16 protein-coding genes and 1 pseudogene are annotated in these 16,264 nt (G+C 64.1%); 5 read left to right on the top strand and 12 right to left on the bottom strand.

Annotated features, from left to right (window positions below; genetic code table 11):
* Positions 1-33: 33 nt before the first annotated feature.
* Positions 34-289: pseudogene (locus tag V6590_RS20935) on the top strand (DUF4167 domain-containing protein); the annotation flags it as partial.
* A gap of 815 nt (positions 290-1,104) precedes the next feature.
* On the opposite strand, the gene rsmA reads toward V6590_RS20935, so the two are convergent.
* The 6 genes from rsmA to lptF are packed head-to-tail and all read right to left on the bottom strand — an operon-like array spanning position 1,105 to position 8,592.
* Positions 1,105-1,944, bottom strand: coding sequence for a 16S rRNA (adenine(1518)-N(6)/adenine(1519)-N(6))-dimethyltransferase RsmA (gene rsmA, locus V6590_RS02510; protein ID WP_335419036.1), 840 nt, complete (start codon positions 1,942-1,944; stop codon positions 1,105-1,107).
* Between the two features lie 50 nt (positions 1,945-1,994).
* Positions 1,995-2,969 carry a 4-hydroxythreonine-4-phosphate dehydrogenase PdxA gene (gene pdxA / locus V6590_RS02505; RefSeq protein WP_335419032.1) on the bottom strand — a complete coding sequence of 325 codons (975 nt, stop codon included), beginning with the start codon at positions 2,967-2,969 and terminating at the stop codon, positions 1,995-1,997.
* 1 nt (position 2,970) lies between these two features.
* Positions 2,971-4,182, bottom strand: a complete 1,212-nt coding sequence (locus V6590_RS02500; protein WP_335419029.1) for a peptidylprolyl isomerase — start codon at positions 4,180-4,182, stop codon at positions 2,971-2,973.
* 38 nt (positions 4,183-4,220) lie between these two features.
* Positions 4,221-6,383, bottom strand: a complete 2,163-nt coding sequence (locus V6590_RS02495) for an LPS-assembly protein LptD (RefSeq protein ID WP_335419026.1) — start codon at positions 6,381-6,383, stop codon at positions 4,221-4,223.
* Entirely contained in the window at positions 6,383-7,477 is a 1,095-nt protein-coding gene (gene lptG, locus V6590_RS02490) for an LPS export ABC transporter permease LptG (RefSeq protein ID WP_335419025.1), read from the bottom strand. Before lptG ends, V6590_RS02495 begins: the two co-directional genes overlap by 1 nt.
* Positions 7,474-8,592 (bottom strand): LPS export ABC transporter permease LptF, encoded by a 1,119-nt coding sequence (gene lptF, locus V6590_RS02485; protein ID WP_335419022.1) that lies wholly within the window; start codon positions 8,590-8,592, stop codon positions 7,474-7,476. Before lptF ends, lptG begins: the two co-directional genes overlap by 4 nt.
* A 146-nt stretch (positions 8,593-8,738) precedes the next feature.
* On the opposite strand from lptF, the gene V6590_RS02480 reads away from it, so the two are divergent.
* A complete protein-coding gene (locus V6590_RS02480; RefSeq protein ID WP_335419019.1) occupies positions 8,739-10,208 on the top strand; it encodes a leucyl aminopeptidase in 1,470 nt (489 codons plus the stop codon).
* Entirely contained in the window at positions 10,208-10,672 is a 465-nt protein-coding gene (locus V6590_RS02475) for a DNA polymerase III subunit chi (RefSeq protein WP_335419016.1), read from the top strand. Before V6590_RS02480 ends, V6590_RS02475 begins: the two co-directional genes overlap by 1 nt.
* A gap of 16 nt (positions 10,673-10,688) precedes the next feature.
* Here V6590_RS02475 and V6590_RS02470 read toward each other — a convergent pair whose 3' ends face one another.
* From V6590_RS02470 to V6590_RS02455, 4 genes are all read right to left on the bottom strand, one after another.
* Positions 10,689-11,261 (bottom strand): retropepsin-like aspartic protease family protein, encoded by a 573-nt coding sequence (locus V6590_RS02470; RefSeq protein WP_335419013.1) that lies wholly within the window; start codon positions 11,259-11,261, stop codon positions 10,689-10,691.
* A gap of 75 nt (positions 11,262-11,336) precedes the next feature.
* Positions 11,337-11,954 (bottom strand): MarC family protein, encoded by a 618-nt coding sequence (locus V6590_RS02465; RefSeq protein WP_335419011.1) that lies wholly within the window; start codon positions 11,952-11,954, stop codon positions 11,337-11,339.
* Positions 11,955-12,028: 74 nt separating this feature from the next.
* Positions 12,029-12,640: a nitroreductase family protein gene (locus V6590_RS02460; RefSeq protein ID WP_335419008.1), complete on the bottom strand. Its 612-nt coding sequence runs from the start codon at positions 12,638-12,640 to the stop codon at positions 12,029-12,031.
* 113 nt (positions 12,641-12,753) lie between these two features.
* Positions 12,754-14,601 carry an ABC-F family ATP-binding cassette domain-containing protein gene (locus V6590_RS02455; protein WP_335419004.1) on the bottom strand — a complete coding sequence of 616 codons (1,848 nt, stop codon included), beginning with the start codon at positions 14,599-14,601 and terminating at the stop codon, positions 12,754-12,756.
* A gap of 162 nt (positions 14,602-14,763) precedes the next feature.
* Between V6590_RS02455 and V6590_RS02450 the strand changes: the two genes are divergently transcribed.
* Positions 14,764-15,075, top strand: coding sequence for a hypothetical protein (locus V6590_RS02450; protein ID WP_335419001.1), 312 nt, complete (start codon positions 14,764-14,766; stop codon positions 15,073-15,075).
* A 111-nt stretch (positions 15,076-15,186) separates the two neighbouring features.
* Positions 15,187-15,609 (top strand): nucleoside-diphosphate kinase, encoded by a 423-nt coding sequence (gene ndk / locus V6590_RS02445; RefSeq protein ID WP_335418996.1) that lies wholly within the window; start codon positions 15,187-15,189, stop codon positions 15,607-15,609.
* A 46-nt stretch (positions 15,610-15,655) separates the two neighbouring features.
* Here ndk and V6590_RS02440 read toward each other — a convergent pair whose 3' ends face one another.
* Both V6590_RS02440 and V6590_RS02435 read right to left on the bottom strand, forming a co-directional pair.
* Positions 15,656-15,997: a TfoX/Sxy family protein gene (locus V6590_RS02440; RefSeq protein WP_335418994.1), complete on the bottom strand. Its 342-nt coding sequence runs from the start codon at positions 15,995-15,997 to the stop codon at positions 15,656-15,658.
* 104 nt (positions 15,998-16,101) lie between these two features.
* On the bottom strand, positions 16,102-16,236 hold the full coding sequence (locus tag V6590_RS02435) for a hypothetical protein (RefSeq protein WP_335418991.1): 135 nt from the start codon (positions 16,234-16,236) through the stop codon (positions 16,102-16,104).
* Positions 16,237-16,264 lie beyond the last annotated feature (28 nt).

Here is a 16,264-nt window from a genome sequence, read left to right as displayed (position 1 = left end):
GTCACCGCCAGTCAAACTGGATCAAAGGACAAGATGAGATCCTCCAAATCCCGCTCGCGTTCGAAGTCGAACCGCCCGCGCACAATGGGCAACATTGTCAACCGTGTCTTCGACAGCTCCGGCCCCGAAGGCAAGGTGCGCGGCACGCCGCAGCAGATCATCGAGAAATATCTCTTCCTCGCGCGCGATGCCCAATTGTCCAATGACAGGGTTGCCGCCGAGAACTTTCTGCAGCACGCCGAGCATTATACCCGCATGCTGGGCGAGGCGCAGCGGGAACTGGCCGCCGAACAAGAGGCCCGTCAGCAGCAGTATCAGAACAATCAGAATGGTCAGCAAGGCCGCGACCGGGGCGATTATCGCAACGAACGTGGCGATTTCCGGCCCGATCCGCGCGAAGATCGCGATATCGGCGGTGGCGATCAGCCCGATGTGATCGGGGCCGGGTTCACCGGTGACGAAGAGTCGATCCTGGTCGATACGCCCGAGATGAAGCCGCAGCGCGCCGAAACCGAAGGTCGCCGCCAGAATGATCGGCAGCATGACCGGCAGGGTGAAAGACAGGGGGACCGGCAGAATGACCGCCGTGAACCCCGCCAGAATGACCGGCAGAATGATCGCCAGAACGACCGGCGGGATCGTGACGGCAACCGTGATCGCGATGGCCAGAACCGTCAGGGCGGCAACCGCATCGCCGGTGGCGATGACCGTCGTGGCCCGCGCGGCCCGCGGCCCGATGCGGCCCCCGCCGCCCCAGCAGGGGCAGAGGATGCGGCCCAACTTCCGGCCGCAGAGGTCGCAGCACCGGTGATCGCTCCGGTCGCGATTGAACCGGCTGCTCCTGTTGCGCTGACCGAGGCCCTGGTCGTTGACACCCCTGTCGTTGAAGCTCCGGCTGCCGAAGCCAAGCCAAAGGTGAGGAAACCTGCGGCTCCGCGCAAGCCGAAGGCGGAAAAGCCCAAGGCCGAACCTGCCGAAAGCAGCCAGCCCGAAGCGCCAGAAGCCGCAGAATAGACAAAAGGCCCGCATTGGATGCGGGCCTTTTTCTTCATTGGAACAAGCGTTCACAAATCGGCAGGCCTTCGCGGGCTCCACCAGACCGGATCAGCCCGAAATCTCCCGCGCCAGGGCGCAGAACCCTTCCAGAGGGATTTCCTCGGCCCGCGCCGTCGGTTCCAGCCCCGCTGCGCGCAGCCTGTCCTCGATATCGGGGCCCAGGGCCTTGAGCGATGATCGCAGCATCTTGCGCCGCTGGTTGAAGGCCATGGCGGTGATCCGGCTCAACACCCGTTCATCCGCCGGAAAGCGCGGACCGGGCAGCCGGGTCAGATGCACCACCGCCGAATGAACCTTGGGCGCGGGCGTAAAGGCTTCGGGCGGCAGATGCATCACGATCCGCGCCTCGCAGCGCCATTGCGCCAGCAGCGCCAGTCGCCCGTAATGATCGCTGCGCGGCTTGGCCACGATGCGCTCGGCCACTTCCTTCTGGAACATCAGGGTCAGACTGTCCCAGAACGGCGGCCAGCTTGCCGGCGTCAGCCAGCGGATCAGCAATTCGGTCCCGACATTATAGGGCAGGTTCGCCACCACCCGGATCGGGGGCGTCAGATGCGCCAGAACATCAACCTCCAGCGCGTCGCCATTGATCACGTCCAGCTTGCCGGGATAGGCCGCCTGGATCTCGGCCAGTGCAGGCAGGCAGCGCGGGTCTTTCTCCACCGCCAGCACCCGCCGCGCGCCTTCGGCCAGCAATCCGCGCGTCAGGCCACCGGGGCCCGGTCCCACTTCCAGCACGTCACAGCCCGACAGATCGCCCGCCTGCCGTGCAATCTTGGCCGTCAGGTTCAGATCGAGCAGGAAGTTCTGCCCCAGCTGCTTTTTCGCCACCAGATCATGCGCCCGGATCACTTCGCGCAGGGGCGGCAAACCATCAATTGTCGCCATGGGGCTGGCTCCTGCCTTTATCTTGGTCCAAATATCCCGGGGTCCGGGGCCTAAGCCTGGCGAGCCGCCGCCATTTCATGCGCCATGCGCAGCGCTGCCACAAGGCTTGACGGTTCCGCCATGCCCTTGCCCGCAATATCCAGCGCGGTGCCATGATCGGGCGATGTGCGGATGAAGGGCAGGCCCAGCGTGACATTCACCCCGCCATCTAAATCCAGTGTCTTGATCGGGATCAGCGCCTGATCGTGATACATGCAGACTGCCACATCATAACCCGCACGCGCCCGGGCATGAAACATCGTATCGGCGGGCAGGGGCCCCCGGATCGCCATCCCTTCGGCTGCCAGACGTGCCACGACGGGGGCGATGATCGCATCATCCTCGGCCCCCATGGCCCCACCTTCGCCCGCATGGGGGTTCAGGCCCGCAACCGCAATGCGCGGCTGCGCAATCCCGCAATCGCGGATCAGCCCGGCATGTGTCAGGCGGATCACCCGTTCCAGAAGGTCCGGGGTCAGTATCCGCGGCACATCGGCCAGCGGAATATGGATGGTCGCAGGCACCACCCGCAACAGCGGCGAGGCCAGCATCATCACCACATCCGCCCCGCCCGCCAGATGGGCCAGAAATTCGGTATGGCCGGGAAAGGCAAAACCCGCGCCATCCTTCAGCGCCTTCTTGTGCAGCGGCGCCGTGCACAGGGCCGAAGCCGCTCCCGCCTGCACCAGAGCCACTCCGCGTTCGATCGCCGCAATCACACCCACCGCATTGGCGGGGTCAAGCTGTCCGGGGCTTGCCGGGGCGGCAAAGGGCAGGGGCAGAACCGGCAGGCTATCGGCGGGCACATCCCGCGCGCGGGCCGGATCGTCGATCTCGTGCCAGCGGCTGCCCGGCGGCAGGTGGCGCGGATCACCGATCCAGAAGAAGGGCAGGCTGTCCCCCAGCAGGGCCCGCGCCTTCACGGCAATTTCAGGGCCAATGCCTGCGGGTTCGCCGCAGCTCAATGCGACCGGTGCAGGCGCCATGTCACGGTTGCCGGATGATCGCATTGGCGCGTAGGGTCGCCAGATACATCTCGCTTTTCTTTTCCAGCTTGGCATTCAGCAACCGGCTGCGGATCGCGCCACGATCCACCGGATTTTCCGACAGCGGGCTGCGGGTGCAGAGCATGACCGCCTCTTGCACCGCCCCCAGATTGCGCAGCACGCTTTCGCCGGGGTCCAGCCGGGCCAGTTCAAGCCCCAGATCAGCAGGCAGCGCCGACATCGGGCTGGTTTCGATCTTCAGCTGATCCTCGGTCAATCCCGGCGCCGTGCCATAAAGATCCTTGCAATTGTCAGACCGGGTCAGGATGCGGTTCATCTCGGCGGCACTTTCCGGGGTGGCAGGCAGGCGCAGCCGGGCATATTCCACCTGAACGGGCAACGCGTCTTCGGGCTTCACCTCGCTCTGGCCGCGCAACTGGAACAGCGCCACCGCGCCGGGGATCACCACCGGCGCCGAGACCTGACCGGGTTGCAGCCCCTGGATCACCCCGGCAATCACCGGCGGCAAGCGGTTGATCGGCATGGTATCCAGCCGCCCGCCCCGTTCGCGCGATGCCGCTGCGGAATGTTGCGCCACCGCCGCCGCGAACCCGGCTTCGGTTTTCACCTCGGCCTGAATACGGCGGGCCAGCGCCACCACGGCCTGTTCCTGGCCTTCGGGGGCCGGGATGATCAGCTCTGACACGGCCACATTCAGCGCCATGCGCCGGGTTTCGCCTTCGATCACCCGATCAATCTCCGCCTCGCTGACACTTGCCGACTGGCCAAAGCGCGCGCGCACGATTTCGCGCCAGACCACACCCGCCGCGACAAAATCGCGGAAGGTTTCGGCAGCAACGCCCGCTTGCGCCAGAACCTTTATGAACTCATCGGCTGACATATTGGCGCGTTGGGCGAATTCCTCCATCCCGTCGCGCAGACCTTTTTCCTCCAGCTTCACGTCCAGGAACTCGGCCTCTTGCTGGCGCAGGCGGTCTTCGATCAGACCGTCCAGTGCCAGTTTGTCCAGATCCCCCGGCGCACCGAGAAGCTGCATGAACAGCCGGCGCTGCTGGTATTCATATTCCGTTATCGCGCGGTCATTGATGATGATGCGGGCGGCAAACAGGTTTTCCTGCGCGGCCATCGGTGTGCCCCCCACGGCGGCACAGGCCAGAAAACTTGCGGCAAGCAGGGTCTGAAAACGGGTCATCGGGTCGTCTCATCCATGGCTGGGCGTGGCGGTCAGTCCTATCCCCGGCATTTCTGCGCGGGGCCGGGCTTGGCGCTGCCGCCAAATCCCAGAAGATCGACCGAAAGCCCGAAATCGGTGGTCGGCTTTACACTAGTCGAGGAAGTGAAGCGGCGCGAGAGAGAAAGATCGACGCGCAGACATTCATTGCGGAACTCCAGCCCCAGCCCGGCCCGCGTGGCACGCCCGCTTTCAAAATCATAGCGGCCCTGCATCTTGCCGGTCCAGGTATCCGACAGCATGTAGCGGCCATCGAAATAAAGCTCTTGCGTGTCGTCCGGCCGGTTTTCGGCGGTATCGGCCTGCAGCCAGATATAGGAGGATGACAGGCCGTACCGGTCCTGCGCAAGATCCATGCGCAATTCCGCCTTGGTCAGTCCGAAATCCGATCCGAACAGCAGCCGGTTGGTCAGGGCAAGCCCGCCCGGAAAGGTCAGCTGCGCGGCTGTCAGCCAGTCTGAATTGATCCCCTCCAGCCCCGAGGCTGCGGTGAACTGCCCCTCGTCGGCCTGCCGGTATATCCGTCCCGCCGCGACCGACAGGCTCCAGCCTTCGGGGGCGAAACGGGTATAGCTGAGCCCGACATTCATCCGGTTCCCCTGTTCGCGCGCGTCGGCACCGGAAAACCGGCCGAGCGAGAACAGGTTGCCTTCGTCAAATTCCACCAGCACGCTGTCCTCTGCCGGGGTCTGCGTCTTGTCGCGCGAGGCCAGCACCAGTTGCACCACGGGTTCGATCACATGGCCCGCGCCATCGGCGGTCGATCCGACCCATGGCCAGCGTAACTCCACCGCTGCGGCACCATGCAGGCGGCTGATGGTGGAGGGCAGCGTGGCATCCTGCCTGACCTGATAGAAATCGCCCGACACTTCGCCCAGGGCGGCCCCGATCAGGCCGGGGCCGAAAATCCAGTTGCGCCGCCAGTCGCCGCGCAGCGACAGGCGGGCCACGTCGCGGCCATCCGCAATCAGGTCTTCATCAACAGCCGTATCCGTGTCCAGACTGGATGACCGGTAATGCCCATGCGCCTGCAGCCGCAGCCCTGCCTCGCCCCCCAGCGGGCCGCCCGAAAACCGGCGATGCCATGTAAGATCGCCGATCAGCGTCGCAAGGGTGGAGTTGCTTTCGATCGCATCGCCCGTGTCGCGGATTGACCGCACCTGGATCAGCCGCCCCGAGATATACTCATTGCGCTGTGTGCGGCTGATTTCGACGCGGCTTTCGATGCGGTCTTCGTCGGATATCCCGTAATCGAGCAGATAAGCGGGATCGCTGACCGCCATGCCGGAAAAGCGCAGGGTAAAATCCTTGGGCAGATCAAACCGGCCCTCGGCAGCGAGATAGCCGCGATTCTCGCCCAGTCGGATATCATCCCGCGACAGGCTGCCTGTCACTTCAATCTCGCCCGTCGGAAAGGCTTCGCGGTAGCGGGCCTCCAGGGTCCGGCCGGATTTCGTGGACAGATAGGGTGTCAGCGTCAGGTCGCGGCTGGGGCCCAGCGTGATGAAATAGGGCTGCTTGATCCCTGATCCCAAACCACTCGTCGTGCGGAATTGCGGCATCAGAAAGCCGGTTGCGCGGGCCAGTGTCGGATCAGGCATCCGCAAACGTGGCAGGAAGAACACCGGCACACCCGCAAAGCGCAACTGCGCGCGGTCGAAATAGAGCTGCTGTTCCAGTTCGTCATGCACGACGCGTGCTGCGCGGATTTCCCACAGCGGGCGCGGATTGGCCGCGCACACCTGACAGGACGAGGCGACGGCATCGGTCAACTGCGTATAGCGTCCACCCGCGCGCAGGATCTGCCGCGCCGCAATCTGCATCTTTTCCTGCATGACCATGCGGGCGGAATTCAGAACCCCTTGCTGGAGGTCCGCCGACAGATCCGCCGCATCGGCCATCAGGATATTGCCGCGCGCATCGGTCACTGTAATGGGTCCGATGATGTCCAACCGTTCGGTCGCGCGGTCATAGCTGACGCGGTTTGCCCGCAAGGTCTGCCCGCGATATCGCACGATCACGCCGCCTTCTGCCACCAGAACATTTTCGCCTGAAACCGCTATACGATCGGCCACAAGCGATGCCAGATCCTGCGCCCGGGCCGGGGTGGCGAAGGGCAGGGCCGAGAGCAGAAGGGCGGCAATGATCTTGCGCAGTTGCATCAGCCATCCTCCAGATGCAGCAGCAGGCCCATGGCGAACAGCACAGCCGCAACCGGTGGGGCCCAGGCCGCCAGAAGAACGGGAATCTGGCCGTTTTCGCCCAGCACCTGCGCGAAATTGCGCAGGAAGAAAATGGCAAAGCCGCCCAGAATGGCCAGCAGAACCAGCAGGCCGGTCTTGCCAAAGCGGGCATGGCGCATGGTGAACCCCGCCGCCACCAGAACCATGGCCATCATCAGCACCGGCAAGGCCAATTGCATCTGCAGCCAGACCTGATGGTTGCGCGCAGTGAACCCGGCCCGTTCCAGACCGCGGATATAGGCTGGCAAATCCCAGACCGGAATGGATGACGGGCTGCCGAAACTGTCGCGGATTGCGGCGGGCGTAAGGTCCGAGGAGATCTGGCCTGCGCCGATCAGCTCCGCCCCGGCCTCTGGATTGGCGCCGTCAAGCCGCCAGCGTTTGGCTTCGGTCAGGGCCCATGCCCCGGGCACCAGCCGGGCGGTCTCGGCCTCTACGCGTTCGCGGGGCAGGCCTTCGTCATCAAACGACAGGAAAGTTGCGCCGAACAGTTCGGTCCCGTCGGCATTGGCCCGGGCAGCATGGATCACGGTCTGTGATCCATCGCCTCCCTGACGCAACCAGAGCCCCTGATCCGACACCGACAACACCCGTTCCGCCCCTTGCGCCAATTGCGCATACAGGGCGTCATATTCCTTGCTGGTTGCGGCGACCAGCGGGTTCAGAACCATCACCGAAAATCCGCCGATCAGCAGCGACACCACAATCGGTGTCAGCAGAAACCGCAACCCCGACCGCCCTGCCGCCCGCACCACCACCAGTTCGGAGGACCGCGAAAGTCCCAGAAACAGCGCAATCGCCGCAAGGATCATGATGAGCGGCAGGATGCGATACAGGCTTTCAGGCACGTTCAGCGCCGCCAATTGCGCAGCCTGTGCCAGCCCGACCCCCTTGCCGGAAAAACGGCGCAGCTGATCGAGCATGTCGATCAGCATGAGAATCCCGAAGAACACAAGGAAGACCCGCAGCACCATCCAGCCGAACCGCCGCGCAATATAAAGGCTGAGCGTCATGCCACCCCCCTTGCGCCAGGGATCCGCCGGGGCCGTTGCGACAGCCAGAGCAGCAGCCCGGACAGCGCGATGCCCAGCACCGGCGCCACATAGACCAGCGGCCAGGCGCTGTCATCACGCAGGCTCAGCCCGGTGGCCGAGGTATTCACCAGTTGCAAAAGGATCAGCAGCAGCACCGAAAGCCCGATCTGCCGCCACAGACCAAAGCGTGAAAACGCGCCCAGAAGCAGCGCCGAAAAGCCGATCAGCGCCGCTGCCGTGCCCAGAAAGGGCATGGCAAAGCGTTGATGCCCTTCCGACAGAAAGGCCGCGCGGCTTTGTCCGGTCTCGTCCACCAAGGCCGGGTCTGCCGCCAGCAGCGCCCAGGTGGGCAATTCATCCATGGTGCGGCCCGGCAGTTTGCCGGCCTCGATCAGACGGCCCAGATCATAGGTGAAATCGACAAAGCGGGTTACCGCAAGACGCGACCCGCCCGTCAGTCCCTGCACCATGCCGTCAAACATGATAAGCTTTGGCCCGCTGTCGCCGCGCGCCAGAAGGGCACGGCTGGCGGTATAGGTCGCGCGGTTCTTCGGATCGCGGTCATCTGCGATGAAGACATCATGCAATTCGCCGGTTTCGGTAATGTCGCGAATGTAAAGCGTGACGCCATCGGTGGGATGCATGAATTCGCCATCCGACAGATAACGCGAGGTGACATTCTCGGCGATTTCCGCCGAACGGGCGGCCAGCATGCTGCGGCTGGTCGGCACCAGAACATGCATCAGGATCAGCATCATCAGCGCCACGATCAGCCCGAAATACAGCACCGGACGCGCCAGCCGAAAGGCCGAAAACCCGGTGGCCTGCATCACCACAAGCTCGGAATCCGCCATCAGGCGGTTCACGCCGTAAACCGTTGCCGCAAAGGCGGAAATCGGCAGCACCAGCCGGATCACATTGGGCAGCGTCAGCGCCGAGAATTCCAGAAACACCAGCGCCGAATGGCCATCGCCGATCAGTTGGTCGAACAGACCCACCGCCCGGTTTACCCAATAGATCGCCACCAGCACCAGCGAGAAGAACCCGAACAGCGCCAGCAAATGCGACAGCAGATATCTGTCGAATCTCGACACCCGGCCCCTCATCGCCCCTTCACATTGCCGCGCAGGCTAGATCAAATCCGGGGCGGGGAAAACTGCTATCTGGCAAATCCCGTGGCGGTTGGCTAGCGTGGCGGCAAAAGCCCGCGCGCCGGGCGGCAGAGAGAGAAGGCTATCCGATGTCGCATCCCGTTCCGATCCAGTTCCAACCTGTCGATGCTGATGTGCTGGCCACGGCACCGGGGCGCATTGCGCTGGTGGTCGATGGATCGGGGAAACTGGCACAGGCCGGGCGGCGGCTGGACAAGCTGATGAAGGGCGCGCTGGCGCGCTATCTGGCGTCGGATGCCTTTCAGGCGCTGAAACCGGGCGAAGCTGCCGATCTGGCATGGCCCGCAGGATTGACCGCCGAGGCGGTGCAGGTGGTGCGGCTGGATCGCAAACCCGATCTGGCAGATGCACGCAAGGCCGGGGCCGCCATCGGGCGCAGCCTGTCAGGCAAGGGCACGCTGGTGCTGGCCGAAACGGCGGGGCGCGCGGCCGATCTGTCCTTTGGTCTTGCGCTGCGGGCCTATGATTTTTCGGCCCATAAATCCGCCGATCCGAAGGTGCCCGGCCCCGTCACCCTGATGGTGCCGGGCCCCGAAGCCGTGGCGGCCGAGGCCGCGCCGCTGGCCGCGCTGGCGGAAGGGGTGTTCTTTACCCGCGATCTGGTGAACGAACCGGCGAACGTTCTGACCACGGACGATTTCGCTGCCCGTCTGGCCGCCATGCAGGAACTGGGGCTGGAGGTGGAAATCCTCGAAGAGCCGCAGTTGAAGGAACTGGGCATGCGCGCGCTTCTGGGTGTAGGGCAGGGGTCTGAAAGCCCGTCCAAGGTGGTGGTCATGCAGTGGAAGGGCGGGGCCGAAGATGCGGCACCGCTGGCGCTGGTGGGCAAGGGGGTTGTCTTTGACACCGGCGGCATTTCCATCAAGCCCGCCGCGGGCATGGAGGAAATGACGATGGACATGGGCGGCGCAGGTGTGGTGGCGGGCGTGATGCGTACGCTGGCCCTGCGCAAGGCGAAGGCCAATGTCGTGGGTCTGGTCGGGCTGGTGGAAAACATGCCCGATGGCCGCGCGCAGCGCCCGGGCGACGTGGTGCGCAGCATGAAGGGCGACACGATCGAGGTCATCAACACCGATGCCGAAGGCCGTCTGGTGCTGGCCGATGTGCTCTGGTACGCGCAAGACCGCTTTGCCCCGGCAGGCATGATTGATCTGGCCACCCTGACCGGCGCGATCATCGTGGCGCTTGGCCATGAAAATACCGGTGTGTTTTCCAACCATGACGGGTTCTGCGATCAGTTCCTGAAAGCCGCCGCCGCCGAGGGTGAAGGGGCCTGGCGCATGCCGATGGGCGATGGCTATGACGCCAAGCTGAAATCGCGCGTGGCCGACATGCGCAACAGCTGTGGCCGCGATGGCGGATCGATCACGGCGGCGCATTTCCTGCGCCGCTTCGTGAAGCCCGAAACGCCCTGGATCCATCTGGACATTGCCGGAACCGCGCTTTTGTCATCCGACAGCACGCTGGCCCCCAAAGGCGCGACCGGCTGGGGCGTCATGGCGCTGGACCGGTTGATCCGGGACCGGTTCGAGCGCTGATGGCGCTTGTCCTGTTCTATCACATCACCCGGTCCTCGGTGGCCGATACGGTGGCCACCCTGGCCGGGCGCGCGCTTGGGGCAGGGTGGCGGGTGATGATCCGTGGCACGGATGCCGCCCGGCTGGACTGGCTGGATGAAAAACTCTGGCTGGGCCCGGAGGAGGGGTTTCTGCCGCATGGCCGCGAAGGTGGTCCGCAAGATGCAGACCAACCTGTGCTGCTGGGCCTGGGGGAAGGTACGAACCGGGCGCAGGCGGTGATGCTGATCGACGGCGCGCAGCCCCTGCCGGGTGAGGCAGCAGGGCTTGAACGGCTTTGGGTCCTGTTCGACGGGCAGGATGAAGGCGCGGTGAACGCGGCGCGGGGGCTGTGGAAATCCATCACCGCCGAAGGTCTGCATGCGCAATACTGGTCAGAAGAAACCGGGCGCTGGCAGATGAAGACAGAACGCAAACCGGAGTAAGCTGCGCTGATCGGGGCTAGCGCTGCAGCACCATCTGGTTGCCGTCAATCTCCATGCGGAAATGCCGCAGGTAATCCATGCCCAGCAATGCGCCGTCCATCTGGCCATCGGTGACATAGGCGGCGACGCGGGTGTCGGTAAAGGGACCAAGCCGGACCGTCTCCAGCCGGACCCTTGCCGTGCGCACCACGCCATTGGCGGTGCTGGCTTCGCCCAGATAGGCCAGACCGGCGGTGTCGATGCCCAGATCCTCTGCAACATCGGACCCCAGAACAATATTGCTGGCCCCGGTATCGACCATGAATTCAATCGGTTGGCCGTCCACCTCCAGCACCAGATAGAAATGCCCGTCAGGCTGGCGTTGAACGGTGATGCTGTCGCCTTCGGCGCGCTGTTGGGTAACCTGCGAGCTGCGCAGATCGGTAAAGATGCCATAGCCGGCCATGACCGCCACGAAGATTGCGCCCCATGCCAGCAACATCCGCGTCCCTTGCCCCATCCGGCCACGAAACTCTGCAATGAACCATCCGCCCAGCGATGCCAGGATCAGGCTCAGATAGATCACGCGGGCGGTCATGTCGGTTTCCATGGCACTCTCCAATCGACAATACAGATGGTGGGGTTGGGGGGCAGGCAGGTCAAGCGGTGGGCCTTGCGCGCGCAATCAGATCAGACCGGTGCCCCGGATGCCGTCGATCACGAATTGCACCGAAAGCGCGGCCAGCAACATGCCCAGCAACCGCGTGATCACGATGGTGCCGGTGCGGCCCAGCATCCGTTCCAGCGGCGGGGCTGCCAGCAGGAAGGCATAGGTCGTGGCCATGACCAGCAGCATCACGCCAATGGCCGCAGCCATGCCAAGTGCACCGCCCCCCGCCTGACCAACCAGCAGGATCATGGTGGCAATCGCCCCCGACCCGGCGATCAAGGGGGTGGCCAGCGGAAAGACCGATGGATCATGATCGGGTTCGGCGTGCTGGCCCTCGCGCCGCTGGGTGCGACGTTCAAACAGCATGTCCAGCGCCGTCAGGAACAGCAGAATGCCACCGGCAATGCGGAAGGCGGGCATCGAAATGCCGATAAAGCCCAGAAGCGCCTCACCCGCCACCGCAAAGGCGGCCAAGATGCCGATGGCAATGATGCAGGCGCGGGTGGCCAGACGGCGGCGACGTTCCACGCTCATGCCCCGCGTCAGGGCAATGAACAGCGGCACAAGGCCGGGCGGATCGATCACCACGAACAGGGTGGCGGTCGCGGTGATGAGAAAGGAAGTGGTTACCATGCCCCGGCCTGTTGTCTGCCGGGGCATGGTGGCGCGGATCGCCCGCGAAGGCAATCCTGCAGATGGGGGCCAGATCAGGCGGTTGCGGCGTGGAAGGTCTTGAAGCGGGCCGCGTCATCCATGAAGGCCTTGTCGCCGAAAGGCGCTTCATTGGACCCGAAGGGCATCTGCGCCCGCAGTTTCCAGCTTTCCGGCACGCCAAAGGCCTTTGCGGCAGCGGCATCGGCCAGCGGGTTGTAATGCTGCAGGCTGGCCCCCAGACCGGCATCCGCCAGCGCAGTCCAGACCGCAAGCTGCGCCATCCCGGCCGATTGTTCCGACCAGACCGGGAAATTGTCGGCATAAAGCGCGAATTTCGCCTGCAGATCGGCCACGACCGACTGATCTTCGTAGAACAGCACCGTGCCCAGACCTGCGGCAAAGGATTTCAGCTTGGCTTCGGTCGGCGCGAAATTCTCGGCCGGGACCACGGCGCGCAGCGCCTCGGTCGTAAGCGCCCAGAACTGATCCGAGGCCGCCCCGAACAGGATGACGGCGCGCGAGGATTGCGAATTGAAGGACGAAGGCGCAAGGCGGATCGCCTCTTTCACCAGCGCCTCGATCTGGTCTGCCGACAGGCTGCTGGTGCGGCCCAGGGCATATTGGGTGCGGCGTTTCTTCAGGCTTTCGATGGTCGCGTTGGTCATGGCAGAGCCCTTTCATATGCGTCTGCCATCCATGTGCCTTCGCACCGTACTGCAATCAAGTCTGCGTTCTGTGCATTGGCGCGCAGCATATTTGCGCGCCATCCCCCTTGCCTTCAGGCGCCAGAATTCTCCAGCGCCTCTTGCGCGTCCAGCCACATCGCCTCGGCCCGGTCGAGCGCGTCCATCACTTCGGCATATTTCTTGTTCCAGACCGCCAGATCGCCCTTGCGACTGTCTTCATACAGTTCCGGGTCAGCCAGTTTGGCGGCCAGCTTGTCGCGCATGTCATTCAGCTTGGCCAGCCGGTCCTCGCATTTGCGCACTTCGGCACGCAGGGCCAGAACCTCATCGCGGCTCGCTTTTTTCGGCTTCTCTGCCGGTTTGGCGGGTTTGGCCGGTTCGTCGCCGGCCAGCAATTCACCGCGATAGGTTTCCAGATCGCGGTCATGAGGGGTGACCGCGCCGCCCTTCACCAGCCAGAGCCGGTCGGCCACCAACCCCAGAAGGTGCATGTCATGGCTGACCAGGATCACCGCGCCGGAATATTCGGTCAGCGCCTCGACCAGAGCTTCGCGGCTTTCGATGTCCAGGTGGTTGGTCGGTTCGTCCAGGATCAGAAGATGCGGCGCGTCGATCGTGGCCAGCAGCAGCGACAGCCGCGCCTTCTGTCCGCCTGACAGCCGCGCCACCACCGTTTCGGCCTGTTCTGCCATCAGGCCAAAGCCAGCCAGCCTTGCGCGCAGCTTTGCCTGATGTTCGTCGGGGCGCAGCCGCTGCACATGCTGCAGCGGCGTTTCATCGACGTGCAGCTCTTCCACCTGATGCTGGGCGAAAAAGCCGATCCGCAGTTTGGAATGGCGATGCAGCGTGCCGCCCATTGTCTGAAGTTTGCCAGCCAACAATTTGGAAAGCGTGGATTTTCCTTCACCGTTGCGGCCCAGCAGCGCGATGCGGTCATCCTGATCAATGCGCAGCGACAGGTTGCGCAGCACCGGTTTCGCGCCATAGCCGACCGAGGCGGCTTCCATGTTCACGATGGGGGGCGACAGCTCTTCGGGGGCGGGGAAGGTGAACACCATCTTGCGCGCTTCTTCGGGCGCGGTGATCGGCGTCAGCTTTTCCAGCATCTTGACCCGGCTTTGCGCCTGTACGGCCTTGGATGCCTTGGCCTTGAACCGGTCCACAAAGCTTTGCAGATGTGCGCGCCGCGCTTCCACCTTCTTGGCCTCGGCGGCCTGAACGGCGCGGCGTTCGGCCATCTGGCGGGCAAACTGGTCATATCCGCCCTGCCAATAGGTCAGTTTGCGATTGTCCAGATGCAGGATGCCCTGCACGGCGCGGTTCAACAGGCCCCGGTCGTGGCTGATGATCAGCACCGTATGGGGGTATTTCTGCAGATAGGCCTCCAGCCAGAGCGCGCCTTCCAGATCCAGATAGTTGGTCGGTTCGTCCAGCAGCAGGTAATCGGGCTGGGCAAACAGCACGCCTGCCAGCGCCACCCGCATCCGCCACCCGCCCGAGAAATCGGAACAGGGGCGCAGCTGCGCCTCGGCATCAAATCCCAGGCCCCGCAGGATCGCGCTGGCGCGGCCCTCGGCGCTCCAGGCGTCGATATCGGCCAGCCGGGTCTGGATTTCGGCAATCCGATGTGCGTCGGTCGCGGTATCCGCCTCGGCCAGCAGCGCGCTGCGTTCGGTATCGGCCTGCAGCACCGTGTCGATCAGCGATGTGGCGGACGATGGCACTTCCTGCGCCACACCGCCGATGCGGGCGCGGGCGGGAATGGAAATCTCGCCCCCCTCCAGCGCCAGTTCGCCCCGGATCAGGCGGAACAGCGTGGTCTTGCCCGCGCCATTGCGCCCGACAAGGCCGACCTTGTGGCCAGTGGGAATGGTGGCCGAAGCCCCTTCGAACAGGGGACGGCCTTCGACGGAATAGGTGATGTCTGAGATGCGCAGCATGGGGCGGGGGATGCCGTGTCACTCGCCGGATGTCAATGTGGGCGATGGATGGACTGCCGAGGACCGCCATGGCCCAAGTATTTTCATCAATCGGTCCCCGCGTTGACACAGTCTCTGACCAAGTTTACCGCAGTGTGTAAGGCGCCAGAGCGAGGTGTAGCCATGATGAAAAGCATCGAGATATTCTATGACTACAAGGACATTCCGGGGGTCGACCCGTCGCAAGATTTTCCGCCAGGCGCGCTGGATTTTCGGAATGCAGCGATGGAATTGATTGAGGCCGCCTTGGAAGCGGAAAGCTTGGGCGAATGGGTCGGTGCCGAGATCGGTGCAGGAGAGGTGAATTTCGGCTTTGATGTCGAAGACTATGATGCCGCAGAGGTGGCCGTGCGCCGCGCTGTGAAGGGCACGCCCTATGAAAAGATCCGCGAGATCGAGCGGCGCGCATTCGATCCCTCTGACTTTGAGGACTGACTTTGCGCGACGTTCGTAGGGCGGGCGGTGCCTTTTCTTTGTCATCTGCCCGTGCTAGCAGCCCAGCCATCCCATTCCGGCGCAATCCGCGCCCAACCCACGGAGAGCCCCATGGCCATCGAACGCACCCTGTCGATCATCAAGCCCGACGCCACCAAGCGCAACCTGACTGGCAAGATCGTTGCCAAGTTCGAAGAGGCCGGCCTGCGCGTTGTCGCCTCCAAGCGCGTGCAGCTGACCGCAGCCCAGGCTGGCGAATTCTATGCCGAGCACAAGGAACGCCCCTTCTATGGCGAACTGGTGGCTTTCATGATCTCGGAACCGGTGGTTCTGCAGGTTCTGGAAGGCGAAGGCGCCATTGCCAAGAACCGTGAAGTGATGGGCGCGACCGATCCGGCCGCCGCTGCCGAAGGCACCATCCGCAAGGAATTCGCGCTGTCCAAGGGCGAAAACTCGGTTCACGGTTCCGACAGCGAGGCTTCGGCCGCGCGCGAGATCGCGTTCTTCTTCTCGGGTCTGGAACTGGTCGGCTGATTTCAGCCACCTGTCTGATCGGGGGCCGCCCTTCGGGGCGGCCCTTTCATTTGGCCCGCACCCCGAGCGCGTTCAGCGCCGCCTCCAGATCGCGGGGCAGGCCAGACGGGGCCGCAGCTTGCAGCCCTTCGGCCTTGATCGCATCAAACCGTTGGCGCAGCGCCTTTTTCTCATCGCCCTTGCAATCATTCCACGGGCGGCCCTGCAACCCCATCACCAGCACATAATAGCCGATGAAATGCGGTGGCGTGCCTGCGCGCAGTAGGGCCAGATAGGCGGCATCCGGCCCCATGGCGCGGATTTCTTCGGCCGAGTGGATCCCTGCCTTGGCAAAGGCCGCTTCCGAGGCCGGGCCAAGATTGGGAATGCTGGAAACGGGTGAAGGCATCGGAATACCGGTGGGCTGAATGCAACGGGGCCAACCTGACGGCTGGCCCCTGGTCTTGCAAGTCGTGTTTCATGGCCCCGGGTGCGGGCCAAGCCGGCGGTAGATCAGATCGCGGCCCAATCGCGGAAGATCGGTTGCCCGCCCTGCTGCGGCTGCTGGGTTGGCCCGCCTGCCTGGCCCTGTTGCTGCTGTTGCTGCCCCTGGGCACCGCCCTGTTGCTGCGCGTCCTGCTTTGCCATGATACTGCTCCGTTGCACTGGCTGATCT

This window comes from Gemmobacter denitrificans (assembly GCF_036964905.1).
Classification (GTDB): domain Bacteria; phylum Pseudomonadota; class Alphaproteobacteria; order Rhodobacterales; family Rhodobacteraceae; genus Gemmobacter; species Gemmobacter denitrificans.
Note: the sequence above shows the minus strand (reverse complement) of the source record. Positions and strands in the feature narration are given on the sequence as shown.

Coding starts and splice junctions, on each gene's coding strand:
- V6590_RS02450 (WP_335419001.1), top strand. CDS start 14,764: ATGATGAAAAGCATCGAGATATTCTATGACTACAAGGACATTCCGGGG.
- V6590_RS02460 (WP_335419008.1), bottom strand. CDS start 12,640: ATGACCAACGCGACCATCGAAAGCCTGAAGAAACGCCGCACCCAATAT.
- rsmA (WP_335419036.1), bottom strand. CDS start 1,944: ATGGCGACAATTGATGGTTTGCCGCCCCTGCGCGAAGTGATCCGGGCG.
- pdxA (WP_335419032.1), bottom strand. CDS start 2,969: ATGGCGCCTGCACCGGTCGCATTGAGCTGCGGCGAACCCGCAGGCATT.
- V6590_RS02470 (WP_335419013.1), bottom strand. CDS start 11,261: ATGGAAACCGACATGACCGCCCGCGTGATCTATCTGAGCCTGATCCTG.
- V6590_RS02440 (WP_335418994.1), bottom strand. CDS start 15,997: ATGCCTTCACCCGTTTCCAGCATTCCCAATCTTGGCCCGGCCTCGGAA.
- V6590_RS02500 (WP_335419029.1), bottom strand. CDS start 4,182: ATGACCCGTTTTCAGACCCTGCTTGCCGCAAGTTTTCTGGCCTGTGCC.
- V6590_RS02495 (WP_335419026.1), bottom strand. CDS start 6,383: ATGCAACTGCGCAAGATCATTGCCGCCCTTCTGCTCTCGGCCCTGCCC.
- V6590_RS02455 (WP_335419004.1), bottom strand. CDS start 14,601: ATGCTGCGCATCTCAGACATCACCTATTCCGTCGAAGGCCGTCCCCTG.
- V6590_RS02480 (WP_335419019.1), top strand. CDS start 8,739: ATGTCGCATCCCGTTCCGATCCAGTTCCAACCTGTCGATGCTGATGTG.
- V6590_RS02435 (WP_335418991.1), bottom strand. CDS start 16,236: ATGGCAAAGCAGGACGCGCAGCAACAGGGCGGTGCCCAGGGGCAGCAA.
- ndk (WP_335418996.1), top strand. CDS start 15,187: ATGGCCATCGAACGCACCCTGTCGATCATCAAGCCCGACGCCACCAAG.
- V6590_RS02465 (WP_335419011.1), bottom strand. CDS start 11,954: ATGGTAACCACTTCCTTTCTCATCACCGCGACCGCCACCCTGTTCGTG.
- lptG (WP_335419025.1), bottom strand. CDS start 7,477: ATGACGCTCAGCCTTTATATTGCGCGGCGGTTCGGCTGGATGGTGCTG.
- V6590_RS02475 (WP_335419016.1), top strand. CDS start 10,208: ATGGCGCTTGTCCTGTTCTATCACATCACCCGGTCCTCGGTGGCCGAT.